This window comes from Nocardia grenadensis NBRC 108939 (assembly GCF_001613445.1).
Classification (GTDB): domain Bacteria; phylum Actinomycetota; class Actinomycetes; order Mycobacteriales; family Mycobacteriaceae; genus Nocardia; species Nocardia grenadensis.
Genome location: NZ_BDCJ01000006.1, coordinates 321,100 through 341,623, shown reverse-complemented (window position 1 = coordinate 341,623; position 20,524 = coordinate 321,100). Strand labels below are relative to the sequence as shown.

General features: G+C 68.4%; 24 protein-coding genes. 6 read left to right on the top strand and 18 right to left on the bottom strand.

The window, feature by feature from the left end:
- Positions 1–28 precede the first annotated feature (28 nt).
- The 4 genes from NGR01S_RS08435 to NGR01S_RS08420 form a co-directional block, all read right to left on the bottom strand.
- Positions 29–4,465 (bottom strand): non-ribosomal peptide synthetase, encoded by a 4,437-nt coding sequence (locus tag NGR01S_RS08435; protein ID WP_063035591.1) that lies wholly within the window; start codon positions 4,463–4,465, stop codon positions 29–31.
- Between the two features lie 66 nt (positions 4,466–4,531).
- Positions 4,532–5,473 carry a methionyl-tRNA formyltransferase gene (locus tag NGR01S_RS08430; RefSeq protein ID WP_063035590.1) on the bottom strand — a complete coding sequence of 314 codons (942 nt, stop codon included), beginning with the start codon at positions 5,471–5,473 and terminating at the stop codon, positions 4,532–4,534.
- Between the two features lie 52 nt (positions 5,474–5,525).
- On the bottom strand, positions 5,526–6,815 hold the full coding sequence (locus NGR01S_RS08425; RefSeq protein WP_063035589.1) for a SidA/IucD/PvdA family monooxygenase: 1,290 nt from the start codon (positions 6,813–6,815) through the stop codon (positions 5,526–5,528).
- Between the two features lie 462 nt (positions 6,816–7,277).
- Positions 7,278–8,330 (bottom strand): acyl-CoA synthetase family protein, encoded by a 1,053-nt coding sequence (locus tag NGR01S_RS08420; protein WP_063035588.1) that lies wholly within the window; start codon positions 8,328–8,330, stop codon positions 7,278–7,280.
- A 491-nt stretch (positions 8,331–8,821) separates the two neighbouring features.
- On the opposite strand from NGR01S_RS08420, the gene NGR01S_RS08410 reads away from it, so the two are divergent.
- From NGR01S_RS08410 to NGR01S_RS08400, 3 genes are all read left to right on the top strand, one after another.
- The gene (locus NGR01S_RS08410; protein WP_063035586.1) at positions 8,822–9,529 is read left to right on the top strand and encodes a siderophore-interacting protein; all 708 of its coding nucleotides are present in this window, start codon (positions 8,822–8,824) and stop codon (positions 9,527–9,529) included.
- A 49-nt stretch (positions 9,530–9,578) separates the two neighbouring features.
- Positions 9,579–10,544: a pseudouridine synthase gene (locus NGR01S_RS08405; protein WP_218020747.1), complete on the top strand. Its 966-nt coding sequence runs from the start codon at positions 9,579–9,581 to the stop codon at positions 10,542–10,544.
- A 146-nt stretch (positions 10,545–10,690) separates the two neighbouring features.
- Positions 10,691–11,434, top strand: a complete 744-nt coding sequence (locus tag NGR01S_RS08400) for a CPBP family intramembrane glutamic endopeptidase (protein WP_063035585.1) — start codon at positions 10,691–10,693, stop codon at positions 11,432–11,434.
- Between the two features lie 18 nt (positions 11,435–11,452).
- On the opposite strand, the gene NGR01S_RS08395 is transcribed toward NGR01S_RS08400, so the two are convergent.
- The 3 genes from NGR01S_RS08395 to NGR01S_RS08385 all read right to left on the bottom strand — a co-directional run bounded on the left by NGR01S_RS08395 (position 11,453) and on the right by NGR01S_RS08385 (position 13,773).
- Positions 11,453–12,049, bottom strand: a complete 597-nt coding sequence (locus tag NGR01S_RS08395; RefSeq protein ID WP_245664489.1) for a hypothetical protein — start codon at positions 12,047–12,049, stop codon at positions 11,453–11,455.
- Between the two features lie 94 nt (positions 12,050–12,143).
- Positions 12,144–12,638: an NUDIX domain-containing protein gene (locus NGR01S_RS08390; RefSeq protein WP_063035584.1), complete on the bottom strand. Its 495-nt coding sequence runs from the start codon at positions 12,636–12,638 to the stop codon at positions 12,144–12,146.
- Positions 12,639–12,642: 4 nt separating this feature from the next.
- Positions 12,643–13,773 carry an oxidoreductase gene (locus NGR01S_RS08385; RefSeq protein WP_245664488.1) on the bottom strand — a complete coding sequence of 377 codons (1,131 nt, stop codon included), beginning with the start codon at positions 13,771–13,773 and terminating at the stop codon, positions 12,643–12,645.
- A gap of 118 nt (positions 13,774–13,891) precedes the next feature.
- On the opposite strand from NGR01S_RS08385, the gene NGR01S_RS08380 reads away from it, so the two are divergent.
- The 3 genes from NGR01S_RS08380 to NGR01S_RS08370 all read left to right on the top strand — a co-directional run bounded on the left by NGR01S_RS08380 (position 13,892) and on the right by NGR01S_RS08370 (position 15,051).
- Positions 13,892–14,233 (top strand): winged helix-turn-helix transcriptional regulator, encoded by a 342-nt coding sequence (locus NGR01S_RS08380; protein WP_063035582.1) that lies wholly within the window; start codon positions 13,892–13,894, stop codon positions 14,231–14,233.
- Positions 14,234–14,315: 82 nt separating this feature from the next.
- Positions 14,316–14,633: a type II toxin-antitoxin system Phd/YefM family antitoxin gene (locus NGR01S_RS08375; RefSeq protein ID WP_084480496.1), complete on the top strand. Its 318-nt coding sequence runs from the start codon at positions 14,316–14,318 to the stop codon at positions 14,631–14,633.
- Positions 14,602–15,051, top strand: coding sequence for a type II toxin-antitoxin system VapC family toxin (locus NGR01S_RS08370; protein ID WP_063035580.1), 450 nt, complete (start codon positions 14,602–14,604; stop codon positions 15,049–15,051). The genes NGR01S_RS08375 and NGR01S_RS08370 overlap by 32 nt, the downstream gene beginning before the upstream one ends.
- 137 nt (positions 15,052–15,188) lie before the next feature.
- On the opposite strand, the gene rpsQ is transcribed toward NGR01S_RS08370, so the two are convergent.
- The 11 genes from rpsQ to rpsJ are packed head-to-tail and all read right to left on the bottom strand — an operon-like array spanning position 15,189 to position 20,431.
- Positions 15,189–15,458, bottom strand: a complete 270-nt coding sequence (rpsQ, locus tag NGR01S_RS08365; RefSeq protein ID WP_063035579.1) for a 30S ribosomal protein S17 — start codon at positions 15,456–15,458, stop codon at positions 15,189–15,191.
- A complete protein-coding gene (gene rpmC / locus NGR01S_RS08360; RefSeq protein WP_039822435.1) occupies positions 15,455–15,694 on the bottom strand; it encodes a 50S ribosomal protein L29 in 240 nt (79 codons plus the stop codon). Before rpmC ends, rpsQ begins: the two co-directional genes overlap by 4 nt.
- Complete coding sequence (rplP, locus tag NGR01S_RS08355; protein ID WP_039822434.1) at positions 15,694–16,110, bottom strand: 50S ribosomal protein L16; 417 nt, start codon at positions 16,108–16,110, stop codon at positions 15,694–15,696. Before rplP ends, rpmC begins: the two co-directional genes overlap by 1 nt.
- Positions 16,111–16,113: 3 nt before the next feature.
- Positions 16,114–16,911, bottom strand: a complete 798-nt coding sequence (gene rpsC, locus NGR01S_RS08350; RefSeq protein ID WP_063035578.1) for a 30S ribosomal protein S3 — start codon at positions 16,909–16,911, stop codon at positions 16,114–16,116.
- Positions 16,912–17,310, bottom strand: coding sequence for a 50S ribosomal protein L22 (rplV, locus tag NGR01S_RS08345; RefSeq protein WP_039822432.1), 399 nt, complete (start codon positions 17,308–17,310; stop codon positions 16,912–16,914). It lies immediately after the preceding gene.
- The gene (gene rpsS, locus NGR01S_RS08340) at positions 17,307–17,588 is read right to left on the bottom strand and encodes a 30S ribosomal protein S19 (RefSeq protein WP_030522695.1); all 282 of its coding nucleotides are present in this window, start codon (positions 17,586–17,588) and stop codon (positions 17,307–17,309) included. Before rpsS ends, rplV begins: the two co-directional genes overlap by 4 nt.
- Before the next feature lie 14 nt (positions 17,589–17,602).
- The gene (gene rplB / locus NGR01S_RS08335; RefSeq protein WP_063035577.1) at positions 17,603–18,439 is read right to left on the bottom strand and encodes a 50S ribosomal protein L2; all 837 of its coding nucleotides are present in this window, start codon (positions 18,437–18,439) and stop codon (positions 17,603–17,605) included.
- Positions 18,440–18,472: 33 nt separating this feature from the next.
- Positions 18,473–18,778: a 50S ribosomal protein L23 gene (gene rplW, locus NGR01S_RS08330; protein ID WP_030522697.1), complete on the bottom strand. Its 306-nt coding sequence runs from the start codon at positions 18,776–18,778 to the stop codon at positions 18,473–18,475.
- On the bottom strand, positions 18,775–19,449 hold the full coding sequence (gene rplD / locus NGR01S_RS08325) for a 50S ribosomal protein L4 (RefSeq protein WP_063035576.1): 675 nt from the start codon (positions 19,447–19,449) through the stop codon (positions 18,775–18,777). The genes rplW and rplD overlap by 4 nt, the downstream gene beginning before the upstream one ends.
- Positions 19,446–20,111 carry a 50S ribosomal protein L3 gene (gene rplC / locus NGR01S_RS08320; RefSeq protein ID WP_039822429.1) on the bottom strand — a complete coding sequence of 222 codons (666 nt, stop codon included), beginning with the start codon at positions 20,109–20,111 and terminating at the stop codon, positions 19,446–19,448. Before rplC ends, rplD begins: the two co-directional genes overlap by 4 nt.
- 14 nt (positions 20,112–20,125) lie before the next feature.
- Positions 20,126–20,431: a 30S ribosomal protein S10 gene (rpsJ, locus tag NGR01S_RS08315; protein ID WP_003938093.1), complete on the bottom strand. Its 306-nt coding sequence runs from the start codon at positions 20,429–20,431 to the stop codon at positions 20,126–20,128.
- Positions 20,432–20,524: the final 93 nt, after the last annotated feature.

Sequence of the window (20,524 nt, the reverse complement as noted above, 5' to 3'; positions counted from 1 at the left end):
ACACACCTGGGTCGGACGCTCCCGGCGTTCATCGGCGGGTCATATCGCCGAGCGCGGTCGACTCCGACACCGGGAGATCCGGCGTGTCGACGAAGGCCGCCAGCAGCTGCCGGAGCTGCCGCGCGAGCGATTCCAGCCGGTCCGCGTCGTACAGCTCCGTGTCGGCTCGCACGGTCACCCGCAGATCGCCCGCGGCCGTGGAACCGAACGCGAAGATCGGCCGCCGCGCCGGCTCGCTGCCGGTATCCAGTATCCGACCCTCCACCTCGTCGCCCAGCCAGATCCGATCCGGCTCCGACTGCTCGCCGAATTCGACCACGGCCCGGCACAGGTCGTACGGTGACCGGTCCGGATGGACCGCGGCGGCGATCGCGTCCACCACCATGTCCTGACTGCCGTAGATGCCGAGCGCGGTCGCCCGTGCCCGGTCGAGCACCGTGCGCAGCGTCGGGTCGCCCGACAGATCGTGGCGTAACACCACCAGCGCGGAGAGCGGCCCGACCACTTCGGCCACCGTGCTGTCGGCGCGTCCCGACAGCGGCACGCCCAGCGCGATATCCACTCCGCCCTCGTGGCCGTACAGCAGGGCGGCCACCACGGCCTGGTAGAGCATGTACTCCGAGGCCCCCACCGTTTCGGCGTGGGCCCGCAACCGGCGGCGCAGTCCCGCGGATACCTCGAATCCGGCCGACCGGACCTTCGCCGGTACACCCGAGGTCACCACGGCGGGTGATCCGGCGAGCGCGGCGCGCCACTGCTCCAACTGCGGCCCCGCCGATTCGGCGACGGCCAGCTGCCACAGTGTGTAGTCGGCGTAAGCGACGGCCGGGGCCGGCCATCGCGGTGCCGTCCCGGCCCTCACCCGGCTGCGATAGGCCGTGGCCAGATCGGTCAGCACAATGCGCAGCGACCGGTCGTCGGCGACCAGCCGGTCGGCGGTGAGCACCAGTATGTGCCGGTCCGCCCCGAGCACGCGGAGCCGCGGCCGCACCAGCGGACCGGCCGCCCGATCGAATACCACCGGCGCGGTGCGGATATCGGCCGGATCGCCGTCGGGAAGTTCGTCGGCCGGTAGCTCGGCCGGTAGTTCCGGCAGCACCACCTGGTGTCTCGCCTCCCCGGCACCGGCGATGACCGTACGCAGGATCTCGTACCGCGCGTACACATCACCGAATGCCTCGGTCAACGCGGAACGATCCAACGGACCGTCCAGCCGCACCGCCACCCGGACCGCACCGGGCCCGGCGACCGCGCGCTGGTTGTAGGACAGCGGAAGCCGCTCGGGCCGGGGCCCGCGGTCCAGTTCGGGACGGCCGGTTCCGCGCACCGGGGTGGCATCCACGAGTGCCGCCAGGCCGGCCACGGTCGGCTCGTCGAAGAGCGCCCGGACATCGAGCACGACACCGAATTCCCGCCGCAGCGACAGCACCAGGCGGTTCGCAAGCAGCGAATGCCCGCCCAGCTCGAAGAACGAATCGTGCGCGCCCACCCCCGCGCACCCGAAGAGTTCCTCGAACAGGGCGGCCAGCCGGGCCTCGGTGGGCGTACCCGGCGGCCGGGCCGCCGCCATTGCGAGCCGCCGGGGCGCGGGCAGGGCCCGTTTGTCGAGCTTGCCGTGTTCGGTCAGCGGTATCTCGTCGATCACGGCCCAGGCGGTGGGCAGCATGTAGTCGGGTAGTGAGCGTGCCGCGTATGCCCGGACCTCGGCCGCGTCCAGTTCGCCCGCGGCGGAAACCAGGTAGGCGGCCAGCGCGGTTCCGGTGGCCGGGTCCTGGTAGGCCACCACGGCGCAGGCGCCGACACCGGGATGCGCGGACAGCGCCGCCTGCACCTCGCCGGATTCGATCCGGTAGCCCCGCACCTTGACCTGTTCGTCGGCGCGACCGACGAATTCGAGCTCCCCCGCGCTGTTACGCCGTGCCAGATCACCGGTCCGGTACAGCCGCTGTCCGGGCAGAAAGGGATCGGCCACGAACCGCTCGGCGGTCAGCGCGCAGCGATGCAGATAACCCCGGGCCAGCTGTCCGCCGCCGAGATAGATCTCCCCGATCACCCCGTCGGGAACCAGCTGTAGCCGGTTGTCCAGCAGGTAGACGTACACATTGCGGTTCGGCACACCGACCGGCACGATCCGGGTGCCCTGCGGCCCCCGCACCGTGAGGTGGGTGGCCGAGACCACGCCCTCGGTCGGCCCGTAGTGGTTGCGCAGTTCGGCGTCGAAAACGCCGGCGAACCGGTCGGCCACCTCTCCGAGCAGCGCCTCACCGCCGACCGGAACCCGGCGCAGCGCACGCCATTCGGTCACCTCGGGCAGCATCAGGAAGGTGCTCAGCAATGACGGCACCATATGCAGGACGGTCACCCCGTGGCGCGTGATCAGGTCCGACACGTAGGGGATATCGCGGAGCGCGGCCGGTTCGGGCACCACCAGACAGGCACCGAGCGACAGGGTCACGAAAATATCGAGCAGGGAGGCGTCGAAACTCACCGACGAGGTCTGCAGCAGCCGGTCGGCCGCGGTCATATCCCATTCGGCGGCGAACCCGATCAGGTGGTCGGCGATCGCGGCGTGCGAGACCTCGACGCCCTTCGGGTTTCCGGTCGAACCCGAGGTGTAGATGACATAGGCCAGGTTGTCGGGACGTAACGGCCGCACCCGTTCGGCGTCGCCGAGGTCATGGCCCGCCAGCTTTCCGGCGTCCGCCTCCGCGGCCGCCAGCTCCGCCCGGCCGAGCACCAGCCGCGGCCGGGCGTCGGCGTCCAGGAAGTCGATGCGCTTGTCCGGATAGGACGGGTCGATGGGAAGATAGGCGGCGCCCGCCTTCAGTACCGCCAGGACCGCCACCACGAACTCGGCGGAATTGGCGATACGCAGGGCGACCAGATCCTCGGTCCCGATCCCCCGCCCGGCGAACCAGCGCGCCAGGCGGTTCGCGCGAATGTTCAGCTCGGCGTAGGTCAGTTCGAATTCGGCGTCACCGGCCGCACCGGGCGCCACGACAGCAGTCGCGGTGCCGGCGCGCGCGGCCCGGTCCTCGAACAGCGATACGAGGGTCGCGTCCGGGGCCGGGACCAGTTCACCGTGTGATCGCGCGAGCAACCGGGCCCGGTCCTCCACGCCGAAGAAGTCGACCTCGCCCAGCCGGACCCGCGGATCCTCCGTCGCGCTGCCGAGCAACCGGATGTAGTGCGCGAGCAGCTGTTCGGCCGGATACCCGGCCGGTCGGCCGAGCCGGTGCTCGGCTTCCACTCGCGGTTGCTCCGGATCCGGCACCACCGTGACCCGTAGCGGAACCGGCACGACCGGCGAGCCGCAGGTTTCCAGCGTGGTGGTGACACTTTCCAGTTCCGGAAGCGCGAACGGTGCGCGCACCCCGAAACCGACCCTGGCCATCTGCTCCAGACCGTCCCGGGCGCCGGTGCGGTCCGGGTTGATCGCGTGGACCACCCGGTCGATACCGATATGCCGACGCTCGTGCCCCGCCGCTACCGTACCGGCGATCCGGCCCAGGAACTCGGCGAAGGTATCCGCCGGTCGCGGCATGGCCCGGACGAGGACGGTGTTACCGAAGTACCCGATCGTTCCGGTTTCGCGCGGACCGCGCAGATCGGCGGGAACGGCCACCAGGAAATCGTCGGCGGCCGTGTACCGGTGGATCAGGGCGGCGAACGCGGCGAGCAGCACCGCGTCGTCGTCCACCCCGTACGCTGCCGCGGTCGTCCGTACCCGGCCGAGCAGACCGGTGGGCAGCGGAATCGAAGTGCGCGCGACGGTATCCGTACCCGTCGGCCGCGCGGCGGGTATGCCCGGTAATTCCAGCGGCTCGGGCAGCGGGTGCAGTTCCCGGCGCCAGTACCGCAGACCGTCGCCGTCCGCGTCCGTACCGGCCGGCCGCTCCCCGGGCCGGGCCGGGGGTGCGGCGCCGTTGTACGCCGCGGTCAGCTCTTCGGCGAAAACCGATGCCGATGCGTCGTCCCAGGCGACGGTGTGCGCCACCAGGAGCAGCAGATGATCTTCGGCGCCCCGGCGGATCAGCATGGTCCGCAGCGGTGCTTCACCGGCCAGATCGAAGGGCCGGGCCAGCGCGCGCCGTGTCAACACCTCGACCCGGCGGCGGGCGGCTTCCTCGGCCAGTGCGGTCAGATCGTGTTCCTGCCACTGGAAGGGCAGATCCGCGCGAACCACCCGGTAGGGCTCGCCGTCGGCGTCCAGCCCGTAGGTCGTGCGCAGCACGTCCTGGCGTGCGACGATCGATGCCACGGCCGCGCAGAGCCGCTCGGTGTCGAGGGCGCCACGCATCCGGTACACCAGCGGGATGTTCAGCGTGCTGTCGTCGGGATCACGGGTCTGCAGGTACCAGGCGCGGCGTTGCCCGGCCGACAGCGGCCGCCGCGGCACCGGCCGCCCGGGTGGGACGGGTTCGACGTGCCGGGCCCGATTCGCGCCGCCTGCGATGATCGACATGATTCCCTTCGGCCCGTGCTGTGGTTCTCTTCCCTGCGGCCGGCGTGGAGGCGCCGGCCGGCCGGGTCATTGCGGTGTGTCGGTCAGATATCCGCCGCGCCGGAAGAATTCGACGCCGCTGTGTTCGGTTCCGTCGGCGGTCCGGACCCGGGTGATCAGCAGGCCGTGGTTGTCACCGCGATGGGCGTCTGGCCCACACACCACGACACCGCCGTTCTCCTGCACGATGACCCGGCCCTGGGTGCCGCCGTAGCGGGCCGCGGACACCGCGGCCGCCAGTACCTCGACCCGCTCGCCCCGGTAGTAGCCGAACGCGCGCGGGTACGGCGCCGACAGGGCCCGCACGAATCGCTCCAGATCCACCGCGGGCCAAGTCCAATCGATACGACTGTCGCGGTCGGACCGCTTGTGGAAGTAGGTGCGCGCGGCCTTGTCCTGCGGCCGCCACTGCGCGGTACCGGAGGCGAGCGCTTCCAGCGCCTCGTGCACCGCGCCGGGGATGAGTTCCATACCGGCCAGCACCAATTCGGTACCCGTGGCACGCGGACCGATGGGCAGCGAATGCTGCACGAGGATATCGCCGGTGTCGAGTTGCTCGTCCATCCGGTGCACCGTCAGACCGAATTCGGAGGCGCCGCTGATCAGCGCCCACAGCACCGGTGAGAATCCGGTGAACTTCGGCAGCAGCGAATCGTGCAGATTCAGGGTGCCGTGGGTGGGCATGGTGTACAGCTCCGGCGGCATCCAGGTGTACCAGCTGTTCACCACGATGACATCCGGTTCGGCGCGTTTGACCAGGTCGATGGTCTCGGCGTCGGCCCGCTCGGTCAGATGGACGGGAATACCGTGTTCGCGGGCGAGCTCTTCCACCGAATCCGACCAGATCCCCTTGTAGGAGTCTGCACTGGCGGGGTGGGTGACCGCGAGCACGACCTCGTGCTCGGAGTCGATGAGCGCCTGCAGAGTCTTTCGCCCCCAGGTCTGGAACCCGAACGAGACGATACGCATGAACCAACCTCATCCCCATATAGCCGTTAAGTAAGGCAAGCCTAGCCTAGCTTCAGAGGCCCGCCGGTTGGGCACCGGCCCGCACACCGGCCGCTGCCGGTGCCGCGGGCGAGTTCGCCAGAATCCGGTCCGAAAGCTCGCCCAGGCAGCTGAGATTCGGGAACCCCGGGCCCTGTGCCAGGCCGGCCATATTCGGCAGGTACAACTTCGCGGGCAATCCGTCCACCGACAGATCGTGATCGATCGCCGCCTCGATCCGCGCCTGCGTGAGCGGACCCCCGACGGCCAGTTCGAGCAGGTCGGCGGCCTCCTCGTCGAACAGGTCCAGAAACCACAGCGGCTGACCACCCGTCGCGTCCACCACCAGGTCGAAGGCGTGCATCTGATCGGGGCGGGACTCGTTGCGCAGCGTCAGCGCGACACCGTCACCCTGATCGGCCACCCGCACCACCCGGCCCTGCAGGTGGTGCACCCGGTTGTCCGCGAGCAGCGATTCCTGCACCCGCACCGAGAACACCCCGCGGTCGGTACGCCGCACCACATCCCGGCGTTCGGCGATACTCAGCGCCCGCCATTTCGCGGGATCACTGAACAGGGAGTTCTCGAAATAACTCTCGCCACGTGTGTAGATGGTCGCCCCGGGCGAGATCACCGAAACGGTCAGCACATCGTGGCGGACGAGTTCGTCCATGGCGGATCCGGCGGTCTCGCCGCCGCCGATCACCGCGGCCCGCGAGGACACCGGCAGCTGCCGCCGCCCGGCCAGATCCCAGAAATCCGCGATACTCAGCACTTTCGGGTGCTGCGCGAGAGCGCGCCGACTATCGCCCGGTCCGGTGATCATCAGCCGATCGGCTTCGGCCTCCAGGGCGGCCCCCTCGGCCTCGGCCACCGTGACCCGCCAGCCCGCGCCGTCGGCGCGAATGGTCCGCACCCGGCCGCGCAGGATCTCGACACCGGACCGCCGCGCCACCCACTGCAGGTACTTCGCCCACAGATTGTGTTCCGGGCTCGGCCGGCCCCGGTCGACCCATTCGGCATAGGTGCCGCGCTCGACCAGGAAGGCCGTCCACCCGAACGCCATCATGGCCTCGTTGACCGCGTGGTTGTGCCCCCGGGCCCAGGTCGAATGGTAGGGGAAACCGATATCCTTCTCCGGGCTCGTGCCCAGCCGGTGCCTGCCGTCGGTCCAGCCACCCGCGGCCAGCCAGTTCCCGCCCACCGCATGCGGTTCCACGACGGTGACCTGCGGCGCGGGCAATCCGAGCTCCCGCAGCACATACGCTTTGGCCGCTACCGCCATGGCTTTCGGACCCGCACCGACGACCAGAAGTCTGTCCACTGGTTCTCCCAACTTTCCCGACAACCCAATGGCGTCGCGCCTCAGATGGCGTGGTGGCGATCGCACGCAGACGCGATCCGATCCACCCGACTTCGCATAGGCTTACCTTACATGGAGGAGACCGCGAAACGGCGGCCCAAGTCAGGGAATTCGTGAACCCGCAGGTCCGGACGCTGTTCTTCGACCGGTGACCGCACTGCTCGCACCGGCCTCACCGAGCCGGGGCAAGGCGGCCGAGCCGGGACGGGTTCGGGTCGTTTCGCGAAAAGGACACCGCGGCCCGGAGGCCGACCCGACTGCGGTACCGAGCCGACGAGCGATGGTATCGACTCGGCGACCCCCGGCCACACCGGCCGACCCGCAACACCCGTGGCGACAACTCGGCCACCGGCCGGGTCGCCCTCCACCCCCGAGGAGAAGGCTCTCGCCGTAGGGCGATCGATCCGGCAGTAGCCGGGCCGGTCACGATTCGATGATCAACCGGCCTTCCGGCGTCCACCATCCGCGGTGCGAGGTCCGGAACAACCGGGCCCCGGCCTCGAAAGGATCGGCCACGAAGCATTCCCGGTGGTGACCGACAGCCAGTTCTGCGGCGAGCGCGCGCCCGCCCACATGGATATCACCCACCACGCCGGCCGGCACCAACCGACCCTCGTCGAGCGGCAGCACCTTCGCCCCCGGTACCGGCCGGGTCCAGCCGGTCGGCGCGAGCGGCCCCCGGGAGACCGCTCCGAGGTAGGCGACCGAATGGAACGCGACGGTGGCCACCGCCTCCGGCGACAGGCAGCGCACCGCTTCGGCCGGCGCCGAGCCGCCGTAGGTGCCGACGAGATCCCAGCGGGCCACGGTAGGCAACCGGTCGACCCCCTCGGCCATCAGCAACACCGGCAGTTCGGCGTCCGCGACGACCTGGGTGACCCCGTGGGTTTCGATCAGCCCGGCCAGCAGCGCCGGGTCACGACGCTGGGTCTCGGTCGGTACCACCACCGACGCCCCGGCCGACCACGCCGCCAGCAGGTCCACCGCGTTCTGCGGATCGTCCCACGGCAGCGCCAGCAGCCGCACATCCGCGGGCCGGGCCGCCGGATCGAACCGCCGCAGCCGGCGGTCGGCGGCCACACAGCGGCGGTCGGCGACGGCTACCGCGAGAGCGTCGGCCCCCAGCAGCAGGCCGGCCCGACCGAAGCGGCCGACGCCGATCCGGGAGGCGGTGACGAATTCGCTCAGCAGCGCGGCGACACCGGCGGCGGTGGGTACCGCGGAGGAGCGATGCACGCCGCGGAATCGGTCGAGGTCGTCGAAGAGATCGCCGTAGGTGAGCTGCTCGTCCGCGCAGCGTGCCGCCGATCGGGCCGAGGGGACCATATGACCGTGCCGGATCACGGTGACCAGTGCGGATACATCATAGGGTTCGACGCCGGTGGCCCACTCCCCGAGCATTCGCTCGCGCTCGACGCCCGTCGGGCCGGCCACGGCCAGCGGTTCGACACTCCTGATATCGTCGACGACGGTCATCAGTCACCTCCTACTACGGGCAGCGGAGGCGGCGACCACGAACGGTTCGGTCACCCGACCTCCTGTACTGCTCGGTACGGCCTCGGCTGCCGAACCACTGTCACGCATAAGCTTAGGTTTACCTTACATTCCGAGAGTGCGATTCTCCAGACCACGCACTCGCATAAGTTGCTTAGCTAAGCTAAACGCCGGTTCCCGGGAACGCACGTACAGCCTCGCCGCCGCTCCCCTGGCCCCCGAACCGCTTATCCGACACTCCGTTCCAGCCGCCGACCCCCGCACCGGACCGCTCGTTCCAGAAGTCCGCGTAGCGGCCCCGGTAGCTCGGCAGGGTCCCGCGTTCGACGATCCGGCCGCCGTCCAGGAAGTGGATCCGATCGCGTGCGCGATGACGGCCGACCGGCCGGCCGGTGCGCCACCACGATCGCCGTTTCACCTCGGCGCGCACCGAAGCGCCGATCCCGACTGAAACTTAGGTTAAGCTAACCTGCATGGGAAGAGGCAGTAATGGCGTAATGCTGAAGATGTGGCGGGCCGACGACTACCGGCTGACCGTCACCTCCACGGAGCGGCTCACCGACAAGTACGTCCGCATCGGTTTCACCGCCGGGGGTCTACTCGCCGATCACCCGGTACACCCGACGCAGTTCATCCGCCTGTGGATCCCCGACGCCGAGACCGACAAACTGCACCACCGCGGTTACACCCTCATCGACCAGGACCCCGACAACGACCACTTCCACATAGAGTTCGCCGTACACAGCGGACCGGCCAGCCAGTGGGCCGAACGCGCCCGGGTCGGTGATGTCATCGAAACCTCGGTACTGGGTTCCAAGTTCGAACTGCCCGCGACCGCACCCGGTGAGTACGTGATCTTCGGTGATTCCGCCTCGCTGCCGGCGATCAACACACTGCTCGAATCGATCGGCGACGTCCCGGCCCGCGTCTGGCTGGAATGGCAGTACGAATCGGACACCGACCTGCCGGTCCGCAACAAACCGCACCACGAGGTCACCTGGGTCCAGCGCATCGACGACGGCCGCGCCATGCGCGAACAGGCCGAACAGCTCACCGTCGCCCCCGACGCCTTCGCCTGGGTCGCCTGCGACACCGCCAGCACCCGCGCCATCGTGAAAAGTCTGCGGACCACCCACGCGCTGCCGAAAACGCAGATCAAAGCCCAGGGCTACTGGAAGTAACCGCCATTACCGGCCGGGCGGTGCGGCCGGCGCCAGCGCCGCGCGGACTATGCTGCGACCGGTGAGAAGAAGGCAGCAGCCGCCGCTACCGAAACGGTTCGGGCTGGATCCGGCCCGCTTGCGGCTGCCCGACGAGGGTGACTGGGCGACCGTTCGCGACCATCTGGTCCACCGGCTGCCCCGTGTCGATCCCGCACGCATCGACGAAATGCTGCATGCCGGTGAGATCGTCGATCTGGCCGGCCCGCTCCCACCCGACGCGCCCTACGTGCCCGGGGGCGCGGTCTGGTTTCATCGCGATCTGCCCGATGAGAAACCGGTGCCCTTCGACCTGCCGATCGTCTACCGCGACGACACCATCCTGGTCGCCGACAAACCGCATTTCCTGGCCACCATTCCACGCGGCAGCCATATCCTGCAGACCGCCCTGGTCCGACTGCGCCGTGAACTCGACCTGCCCGATCTGATCCCCGCGCATCGTCTCGACCGCGCCACCGCCGGCCTCGTGTTGTTCGTGGTCGACCCGACCCGCCGCGGCACCTACCAGACGCTGTTCCAGCGGCAGCGGGTCCGCAAGGAATACGAGGCCGTGGCCGGGTACCGTAGCGGGCTGATCTTCCCGCTGTCCCTGGAAAGCCGCATCATCAAGGAAAAGCACGTCCTGGCCGCGCAGGAGGTGCCCGGCGCGCCGAACGCGCGGACCCGGATCGAGCTGATCGAGCGGCGCGGCGATATCGCCCGCTACCGACTGCACCCCGCGACCGGCCGCACCCACCAGCTGCGCCTGCACATGAACTCACTGGGCATCCCCATCCTCGGCGACGATTTCTATCCGCTGATCACCGATAAATCCGTCGACGATTTCACTCGCCCGCTCCAGCTACTGGCCGCCACCCTCGAATTCACCGACCCGGTGACCGGCGAGAACAGGCGTTTCGACAGCCGCCGCGGCCTGCAGGCCTGGACCGACCCGCACGGCTGGGCCGGGGACGTGGAACCGGCCCCCGGTTCCTGAGTATTCCGAGGCGCCGATCGCGCCGAGCTGCGACGACCGGCATCAAGCGGGCCGGCCAGGGGTATCCCGGTCCGGACCGCCGGACCCCGGCCTGCCATCTTCGAGCCGGCACCGCGTGCCCTCCGCCCGTCCGTACACTGGGCCGAATGCTCCACCCGGTTACCCAGGAACCAGCTGCTCCGCGCGCCAGAGTCCACGCCTATGCCGATGTGGCGGTCGTCGTGGTGGTGCTCACCTGCACCAATCTGATCGCCCATTTCACCACCGCGTGGGCGAATATCGTGAGCGTGCCGATCGCCGCCCTGGTGCTGCTGGGGCTCATGCGTCGGCGCGGCCTGCACTGGTCGGAGCTGGGCCTGTCGCCCCGGCACTGGCGGACCGGGACCAAATACGCACTCGGCGCGGTCGGGGTGGTGCTGGCGGCGGTGGTCATCGGGGCCGCGCTCCCGCTGACCCGCCCGTTCTTCCTGGCCGACCGCTACGCCACCGTCTCCGGCGCGCTCATCGCCTCGATGATCGTGATCCCGCTGCAGACCGTGATCCCCGAAGAACTCGCCTTCCGCGGGGTCCTGCACGGAACCCTCGATCGGGCGTGGGGCGCCCGGGGTGTCTTCGCGGCCGGGTCCCTGCTCTTCGGGCTCTGGCATATCGCCTCGTCTCTCGGACTCACCGCAGGTAACCGGGGACTGGCCGAACTGATCGGCGGCGGGGCGGCCGGTCAGATCGGCGGAGTACTGATCGCCGTCGCCGCGACCGCCGCCGCCGCGATGGTGTTCACCTGGCTACGGCACCGCAGCGGCAGCCTGCTGGCACCCATCGCCCTGCACTGGGCGGTCAACGGGGCCGGCGCCCTGACCGCCGCGCTCCTCTGGCATACGACCCTGGCGTGAGCCGCCCGCGTCGCGGGATCAGCAGTGTTCGCAGATACCGGTGGCCGGGAGCTGGATGAAACAGCTGGAGCACACCACCGTGCGGGCTCCGGTTTCCGGTTTGTGCGCGGTCGTGGCGGTCCGGGTGGTGGCGACCGTCCGCCGGGCGTTACCACCGCGTGGGATCAGTGGCGGGGTACCGCCGTCGGCGGGCACATCGGCACCGTGGGCCGCGTAGCAGGCCCAGCGGGCGTACGCGGCGTGGGTTTCGATATCGGCCGGCACCGGTAGCGCCGCCAGCTCCAGCACATACTTGTAGCTGTCGCTGACTTTCAAATTGCGTTTCACACACAGGGCCGTGAGTGGCGGCTCGCCCGCATTGTGGCAGCGCCGGGCGACTTTGCGCAGGATCGCGTCCATCCAGGTGCGGGTCGGGGCATCGGTGTGCACCCCCGACATCTCCTGCACCCGGTCGGCGAGTTCCTGCACGGTGACGAAGTATCCGTACTCCGTCGCCGTCTCGGCCAGCACCTCATGTGCGGCCATCGCCCAGGCCACCGCGGCATCGCGGAAGGTAACCGCTGTACCGTCGTCGATCCGCCAGGCCCCCGAAATCGTTGTCGCAGCGTCCCTCATAGCTCGTACACCGTAGCGCCGAGGACCCGGGGCCCGTCAACCGCCCTCCCCTATATCACATTTCGGGTGCCGAAACCCACACGATGACCAGCGGTCAACCCGGTGGTGCGAGTTCCTCCGGCGCGGCCACGCCCCGCTCCAGATACAGGGTCACCCTGCGCGCCCGGGCCACCAGCGCACATCGCAGTCGACGACTCAGCCGCGCCACGACACGCTCATCCAGCCGATCCACCCGCACCCATTCCCAGCGGTCGAGCTCCGCGGCTTGCAGGACAATGCCCCGGTCATCGAGCCCACCGCCGTCGAACACGTAGAGAACCTTGTCCCCCTCCCCCGGGTTCGGCGCCCAATCGTGCACCAGTAACCGGCCGGGCGACCGATCGAGCCCGAGTTCCTCGGCGACCTCCCGCCGGCAGGCCTGCGCCGGAGATTCCCCCGGTTCGACATAACCGCCCGGAATATCCCAGCCGATGCCGTACGTCTTGTGCACCAGCAGCACCTCGTCGCCCCCGGTACCGGCGCGCACGAACAGCGCACCGGCCGCCAGCCGGGCCCACGTCCCCGTGTTCGTCCCATGGGTTGCCGCCACTGCGCTATCGGACCACAGCGGCCTGCCCGCGCCGCGTTCGAGCCCAGGCGCGCTGACCGGCGAGTGTCACCACCGGATAGAGCATTCCGCGATCGAAGTCGGCCGGTCGGGCCGCCGCCGCGATCACCCGCGGCCAATCCGGGTTCGCGAGCGCGCCACGGCCGAGCGCCACCAGATCCGCGTGTCCCTCTTCGAGTACCGTCCGCGCGAGCTCGGGAGCGTGCATACCGCCGTTGACGATCACGGGCAGCCCGGTGATCGTCCGGGCCAGCCGGGTAACGGTTTCTCCGGAGTCCAGGACGGAGGTGTCGTACCAGTCCCGGCCCTCGCTCGCGAGATGCAGATAGTCGACCCCCGCCGCGCCGACCGCGCGGAAGATCGTCTCGGCTTCCCCGGCCCCGGACCACCGATAGCCGAGATCGTTGACCTTGGTCTGGGAAAGCCGCAGCCCCACCGGGAATTCCGGCCCCACCGCCGCCCGTACCGCTTCGACCACCTCCACCGCGAACCGCACCCGCCGCGCCGGTTCGCCGCCGTACTCGTCGTCCCGCTGATTGGTGTAGTCGGTGAGGAACTGGTCGATGAGGTACCCGTTCGCCCCGTGGATCTCCACGGCGTCGAACCCGGCGGCCCGGGCCCGCTCGGCCGCCGCGCCGAACCCGTCCACTATCCGGCGGATATCCGCGCGGGTCGCCGCCTCGGGCATCGCGAACGGGCCTTCCCCGCCGTACGCCGCCATCTTGGCCCCCAACGGCTGCACCGCCGACGGCGCGATACTCCGGTCACTGTGACGATTGCCCTGCACGAGCGCACCGGCATGCATCAACTGCACGGCGATCATCCCGCCCGCCGCGTGCACCGCGTCGGTAACCACCCGCCACGCCTCGATCTGACGCTCGGTCACGATGCCGGGCTGGTCGGGATACGCCTGGCTGAACTCCGCGTCGATATATGCCCCCTCCGTCGTGATCAGCGCGAACCCACCCGCCGCGAACCCCGCGTAGTACTCCGCCATGGCGTCGGTGGGCACGCCGTCACCTGCGGTGCTCACCCGCGACATGGGCGCGACGACCGCGCGGTTGCGCAACCGCAGCGCACCGATCCGCACCTCGGACAGAACAGGATGAATGGTCACGGAAACTCCTCGCACTAGCCGGAAACCGGTTCGGGAACAGATTCCGCGCTACCGGCCCTTCGTACAAGTACAGTCTTTTCTGTGCGGTAGGCACATTACGTATACCCATGGAGGTCATATGCACGACGACGTACCGGAATACTGCACCGTCGAAGCCGCCATGGAAGTGGTGGGCGGCAAATGGAAGATGGCGATCGTCAACCATCTCTTCGAGGGCACCCTGCGCTTCGGCGAACTCCGCCGCGCCATGCCCACCATCACCCAGCGCATGCTCACCCGCCAACTCCGCGAACTGGAAGCCGACGGGCTGATCCGTCGCACGGTCTACGCCGAAGTGCCACCGAAGGTCGAATACGACCTCACCGAACTCGGCGTGAGCCTGCGGCCGGTGGCGGAGTTGCTCGAATCATGGGGCGAGCGATACCGGCGCGGAATCGTCACCGGCGTCTCTACGACATGAGTTCGCGGGCTCGCGATTTATACCGGTCGGCAACCGTAGTATCTCCGTAGCAACCCCGTAGCCTGCGAGCTAGGATGGCCAATTGACTTCGGCAGCAGAGTTCTCCGAGATCCCGCAACGTGAACTACGCAACGAGGTGAGCCGGGTCCTCCGGGAGGTCGGAGCCGGCCAGTCGTACACAATCACGGTTGACGGGTCTCCGGTGGCCGACCTCGTTCCGCACCGCCATACCAGGCGTCGAGTCTGGGTACCCCGCGCGGAAGTCCTCGAAGCCTTCGGTGACCTGTCGCCGACCGACGCCGCCCACACCGATCTCGAACGGTTCGTCGACGACTCGCTGTACGACCCCTACGACCGCGCCCATCGACGTGGCGCCTTCAGCGAGGACACCAGCGAATGACGGCAACACGCGTCGGGGTCTGGTCGATACCAACGTCCTGATTCTGATCAACCGTTTGAGTCCCGAGGAACTGCCCGAAGATATCGCGGTCAGCACGGTCACTATGGCCGAACTGGCCGCAGGACCGCATTTCACCGACAACCCGGTCGAACGCGCTGAACGCATCGAACGGCTCCAAAACGCAGAAGCGCAGTTCGACCCACTCCCCTTCGATACCACGGCCGCCCGCCGCTACGGCCATCTCGTAGCCGCGGCCCTGGGTTCCGGCCACAACCCCAAGCCACGCCGGGTCGATTTGATGATCGCCGCTATCGCATCGGCACAACGAATACCGCTCTACACAGTGAACCCGAAAGATTTTCGATCTCTCGACGGCTTGCTGACCGTGGTCCCGGTCACCCACCCTGCTGGCCGGTGAGAGCCCCGTAGGCGACCAGCCCCACCAGCTGACCGAGCACCGAAGGCACGCCTCGGTACCCGCACGATGCACGAAGGCCCGCCTCCCGAATGGGAAGCGGGCCTTACGTTTTCGACCTTCGCAGCCGAAGAGCGACCTTACTTGGCCTTCTCCAGGACCTCGATCAACCGCCACCGCTTGGTGGCCGAGGTGGGCCGGGTCTCCATCAGCTGCACGCGATCGCCGACACCGGCGGTCTCGTTCTCGTCGTGCGCCTTCACCTTGGAGGTGGTGCGAATGATCTTGCCGTAGAGAGCGTGCCGGTGACGGTCTTCCAACTCGACGACGATCGTCTTGTTCATCTTGTCGGAGACGACGTAGCCGGTCCGCACCTTGCGGCGGCCGCGCTCCTGCTCTTTCTCGCTCATGCCGCATCTCCCTTGTCAGCGGGTCCGGTGGCCAAACCGAGCTCGCGCTCACGCATGACCGTGTAGATACGCGCGATCTCGTGACGCACCACACGCAGCCGGCGATTGTTGGTCAGCTGACCGGTCGCCATCTGGAAGCGCAGGTTGAACAGCTCTTCCTTCGATTCGCGCAGGCGGGAGACGAGCTCCTCCTCGGTCAGCTCGCGGAGCTCTGCGGCAGGGGTACCGGTTGCCATCAGAACTGCTCCTCCCTCGTCACGATCCTGCACTTCATCGGGAGCTTGTGCATCGCGCGGCGCAGCGCCTCACGAGCGATCTCCTCATTGGGGTAACTCATCTCGAACATCACCCGGCCGGGCTTGACGTTCGCGACCCACCACTCCGGCGAACCCTTACCGGAACCCATGCGGGTTTCGGCCGGCTTCTTGGTGAGCGGGCGATCCGGGTAGATGTTGATCCAGATCTTGCCGCCACGCTTGATGTGGCGGGTCATCGCGATACGCGCCGACTCGATCTGCCGGTTGGTCACGTACGCCGGCTCCAGCGCCTGAATGCCGAAGTCACCGAACGACACCGAGGTGCCGCCCTTGGCGAGACCGCTGCGGCTCGGGTGATGCTGCTTACGGAACTTGACCTTGCGGGGCATCAGCATTGGTCAGCCCTCCTGCTTTTCTGCCGGGGGCTCGGCCACCGCGGTAGCGGCGCGCCCGGCCTCGGTGCTGGTCGCGGTGGTGCCGGAGGAACCGGAACGACGCGGGCGGCTCGGGCGCTCCCGGCGCGGGCGATCCCCGGCCGGCGCGCTCGGGGCGGGCAGCTCACGCTTGCCGCCGACGATATCGCCCTTGTAGATCCAGACCTTGACACCGATACGACCGAAGGTGGTCTTGGCCTCGTACAGGCCGTAATCGATATCGGCACGCAGGGTGTGCAGCGGGACGCGGCCTTCGCGGTAGAACTCCGAGCGCGACATCTCGGCGCCACCGAGGCGGCCCGAGCACTGCACACGGATGCCCTTGACGTTCGGCGAACGCATGGCCGACTGGATGGCCTTACGCATCGCGCGACGGAACGCCACACGGTTGGACAGCTGCTCGGCCACACCCTGGGCTACCAGCTGGGCATCCGATTCGGGGTTCTTGACCTCGAGGATGTTCAGCTGGACCTGCTTGCCGGTGAGCTTCTCCAGCTCGGCGCGAATGCGGTCGGCCTCGGCGCCGCGGCGGCCGATGACGATGCCCGGACGCGCGGTGTGGATATCGACGCGAACCCGGTCACGGGTGCGCTCGATCTCCACCTTGGAGATACCGGCCCGTTCCATGCCGGTGCTCAGCAGCTTCCGGATGGCGACGTCTTCCTTGACGTAGTCCGAGTACTGCTTGTCGGCGTACCAACGGGACTTCCAGTCGGTGGTGATTCCGAGGCGGAAGCCATGGGGATTGATTTTCTGTCCCATTTACTTTGCCGCTCCCTTCCGGCGGCCACGAGTGCCACCGGCGGTGGGGACGCTCTCGACCTCGATGGTGATGTGGCTGGTGCGCTTGCGGATCCGGAACGCGCGACCCTGGGCGCGCGGCTGGAAACGCTTCATGGTCGCGCCCTCGTCGACATACGCCGTCGAGATGACCAGGGTGTCGGGGTTGAGGCCGAGGTTGTTCTCGGCGTTCGCCGCGGCACTGGCCACGACCTTGGCGACCGGCTCGCTGGCGGCCTGCGGGGCGAACCGGAGCAGGTCGAGCGCGTCCGAGACGCGCTTACCGCGGACCAGGTCCACGACCCGGCGAGCCTTCATCGGGGTCACGCGCACGTGCTTGGCGGTCGCGCGCGCAGTCGGATTCTGCGTTTCTGTGCTCATCGCCGCTTGCTCTTCCGATCTTCCTTGACGTGGCTGCGGAACGTCCTGGTCGGCGCGAACTCACCGAGCTTGTGCCCGACCATGTTCTCCGAGACGAACACCGGCACGTGCTTGCGGCCGTCGTGGACGGCAAAGGTGTGACCGATGAAATCGGGGGTGATGGTCGAACGACGCGACCAGGTCTTGATGACCTGCTTGGTGCCCTTGTCGTTCTGCACGTCCACCTTCGCCTGGAGGTGGTCGTCGACGAACGGGCCCTTCTTGAGGCTGCGTGGCATTTCTTACCTCCTCCTTAGCGCTTCTTGCCGGTACGACGGCGACGGACGATGAGCTTGTCGCTCGGACGGTTCGGCTTACGGGTGCGGCCTTCCGGCTGACCCCAGGGCGAGACCGGGTGGCGACCACCGGAGGTCTTGCCCTCACCACCACCGTGCGGGTGGTCGACCGGGTTCATGACCACACCACGGACCGTGGGGCGGCGACCCTTCCAGCGCATACGACCGGCCTTGCCCCAGTTGATGTTCGACTGTTCGGCATTGCCGACCTCGCCGACGGTGGCGCGGCAGCGCACGTCGACGCGGCGGATCTCACCGGAGGGCATACGCAGCGTGGCGTAGGGGCCTTCCTTACCCAGCAGCTGGATGCTGGCACCGGCCGAGCGGGCCATCTTGGCGCCGCCGCCGGGACGCAGCTCCACCGCGTGGATGGTGGTACCGGTCGGGATATTGCGCAGCGGCAGGTTGTTGCCGGGCTTGATATCCGCGGTCGGACCGGACTCGATCTTCGTGCCCTGCGCGATGCCCTTGGGCGCGATGATGTAGCGCTTCTCGCCGTCCAGGTAGTGCAGCAGCGCGATATTCGCGGTGCGGTTGGGGTCGTATTCGATATGAGCGACCTTGGCCGGCACGCCGTCCTTGTCCAGCCGGCGGAAGTCGATCAGCCGGTAGGCGCGCTTGTGACCGCCACCGCGATGCCGGGTGGTGATCCGGCCGTGGCCGTTACGGCCACCGCTCTTGGTCAGCGGGCGGATGAGCGACTTCTCGGGGGTCGACCGGGTGATCTCGGCGAAGTCCGAGACGGACGACCCGCGGCGGCCCGGGGTAGTCGGCTTGTACTTACGGATTGCCATGAGTTCTTCTCTGCTTTCTGGACTCCCCGCCGCCTACGCGACCGGGCCTCCGAAGATCTCGATGGGCTTGCTGTCGGCCGAGATGGTCACGAGCGCGCGCTTGGTGTCCTTGCGCTTGCCGTAACCGAAGCGGGTCCGCTTGCGCTTGCCCTGACGGTTGGCGGTGTTGACGCTGGTGACCTTCACCCCGAAGACCTTCTCGACCGCGATCTTGATCTGGGTCTTGTTGGAGTCGGGGTGCACGATGAAGGTGTAGGTGCCTTCCTCGATCAGCCCGTAGGACTTCTCCGAGATGACCGGCGCCAGCAGGATGTCGCGCGGATCGGCGATGGTGCTCACTTGCTCTCCTCCTGTGCAGCCTCAGCCGGGCCGTGCACGAAGGCGTTGAGCGCCTCGACGCTGAATACGACTACGTCGCTGTCCAGCACGTCGTAGGTGTTCAGCTGGTCCGGTGCGATGGTGTGCACGTATTCCAGGTTGCGGGCACTCTTCCAGGCGGCGACGTCGTCGCGGCCGACGACCAGGAGGAACTTCTTGCGATCCGAGAGCTCGGACAGGAAGGTCTTCGCGGTCTTGGTCGAGGGGTCCTGGCCCGCGACGAGCTCGCTGATCACGTGGATCCGCTCGTTACGCGCCCGATCCGACAGCGCACCACGCAGGGCGGCCTGGATCATCTTCTTGGGGGTGCGCTGGCTGTAGTCACGCGGCTTGGGGCCGTGCACGATGCCACCACCGGCGAACTGCGGCGCGCGGGTCGAACCCTGGCGGGCGCGGCCGGTGCCCTTCTGGCGGTACGGCTTCTTACCACCGCCGCGGACCTCGCCGCGGGTCTTGGTGGAATGCGTGCCCTGGCGGGCGGCGGCCTGCTGGGCCACGACCACCTGGTGCATCAGCGCGATGTTCGCGGTCACGTCGAAGATCTCGGCGGGGAGATCGACGGTGCCGTTGGTCTTGCCACCGAGTTCCTTGACCGGCAGCGTCAGATTGGCCTTCTTCTCGAGGCTGGTCATGCGTGCGCACCACCCTTCACGGCGCTCTTGACGATCACGACGCCGCCCTTGCGACCCGGGATCGCTCCCTTGATCAGCAGCAGGCCGTTCTCGGCGTCCACCTTGTGAACCGACAGGTTCTGCGTGGTGACGCGGTCGTTACCCATGCGGCCCGACATGCGCATGCCCTTGAACACGCGGCCGGGGGTGGCGCAGCCACCGATGGAACCCGGGCGACGGTGCACGGCCTGCGCACCGTGGGAGGCACCCTGGCCACGGAAGCCGTGGCGCTTCATGGTGCCGGCGAAGCCCTTGCCCTTGCTGGTGCCGGTGACGTCGACGTAGGTGCCCTCTTCGAACGCGGCGGCCGAGATCTCCTGGCCGACTTCGAAGGTGGAGGCATCCGCGACCCGGATCTCCGCGACATGGCGGCGCGGGGTGACACCGGCCTTGGCGAACTGGCCGGACTCCGGCTTGTTCACCTTGCGGGGGTCGATGGCACCGAAGGCGACCTGTACGGCGCTGTAGCCGTCGCGCTCGACGGTGCGGATCTGGGTGACCACGTTCGGTCCGGCCTTGACGACGGTGACCGGGACGACCCGGTTCTTGTCGTCGAACACCTGGGTCATGCCCAGTTTGGTGCCCAGGATGCCGGCCGCGGGCCTGCTCTTGTTGTCAGTCATGTCTCGAGTCCCCGTCACTGGATATTGACGTCGACGCTGGCCGGCAGGTCGATGCGCATGAGCGCGTCCACCGTCTTCGGCGTCGGGTCGAGGATGTCGATCAGCCGCTTGTGCGTACGCATCTCGAAGTGCTCGCGCGAGTCCTTGTACTTGTGCGGCGAACGGATGACGCAGTACACGTTCTTCTCGGTCGGCAACGGCACCGGCCCGACGACCCGGGCCCCGGTGCGGGTCACCGTTTCGACGATCTTGCGCGCAGACGCATCGATCGCCTCGTGGTCATAGGCCTTGAGCCTGATGCGGATCTTCTGTCCCGCCACGCTAAGTGTCCTTTTCTCCGCTTTCGTCCGTGATCCGGATACCGGCTAGGGCGTCCGTACCACCTTCATTTGCACAGCCCGAACACACGATGA

Coding starts and splice junctions, on each gene's coding strand:
- rplD (WP_063035576.1), bottom strand. CDS start 19,449: ATGACCAGCCTCGAGAAGAAGGCCAATCTGACGCTGCCGGTCAAGGAA.
- rplB (WP_063035577.1), bottom strand. CDS start 18,439: ATGGCAATCCGTAAGTACAAGCCGACTACCCCGGGCCGCCGCGGGTCG.
- NGR01S_RS08430 (WP_063035590.1), bottom strand. CDS start 5,473: ATGCGTATCGTCTCGTTCGGGTTCCAGACCTGGGGGCGAAAGACTCTG.
- NGR01S_RS08435 (WP_063035591.1), bottom strand. CDS start 4,465: ATGTCGATCATCGCAGGCGGCGCGAATCGGGCCCGGCACGTCGAACCC.
- rpsS (WP_030522695.1), bottom strand. CDS start 17,588: ATGCCACGCAGCCTCAAGAAGGGCCCGTTCGTCGACGACCACCTCCAG.
- rpmC (WP_039822435.1), bottom strand. CDS start 15,694: ATGGCAACCGGTACCCCTGCCGCAGAGCTCCGCGAGCTGACCGAGGAG.
- rpsQ (WP_063035579.1), bottom strand. CDS start 15,458: ATGAGCGAGAAAGAGCAGGAGCGCGGCCGCCGCAAGGTGCGGACCGGC.
- NGR01S_RS08420 (WP_063035588.1), bottom strand. CDS start 8,330: ATGACCGTCGTCGACGATATCAGGAGTGTCGAACCGCTGGCCGTGGCC.
- NGR01S_RS08405 (WP_218020747.1), top strand. CDS start 9,579: ATGCTGCGACCGGTGAGAAGAAGGCAGCAGCCGCCGCTACCGAAACGG.
- NGR01S_RS08380 (WP_063035582.1), top strand. CDS start 13,892: ATGCACGACGACGTACCGGAATACTGCACCGTCGAAGCCGCCATGGAA.
- rplC (WP_039822429.1), bottom strand. CDS start 20,111: ATGACTGACAACAAGAGCAGGCCCGCGGCCGGCATCCTGGGCACCAAA.
- NGR01S_RS08410 (WP_063035586.1), top strand. CDS start 8,822: ATGGGAAGAGGCAGTAATGGCGTAATGCTGAAGATGTGGCGGGCCGAC.
- rplV (WP_039822432.1), bottom strand. CDS start 17,310: ATGAGCACAGAAACGCAGAATCCGACTGCGCGCGCGACCGCCAAGCAC.
- rpsC (WP_063035578.1), bottom strand. CDS start 16,911: ATGGGACAGAAAATCAATCCCCATGGCTTCCGCCTCGGAATCACCACC.
- NGR01S_RS08395 (WP_245664489.1), bottom strand. CDS start 12,049: ATGAGGGACGCTGCGACAACGATTTCGGGGGCCTGGCGGATCGACGAC.
- rplP (WP_039822434.1), bottom strand. CDS start 16,110: ATGCTGATGCCCCGCAAGGTCAAGTTCCGTAAGCAGCATCACCCGAGC.
- NGR01S_RS08400 (WP_063035585.1), top strand. CDS start 10,691: ATGCTCCACCCGGTTACCCAGGAACCAGCTGCTCCGCGCGCCAGAGTC.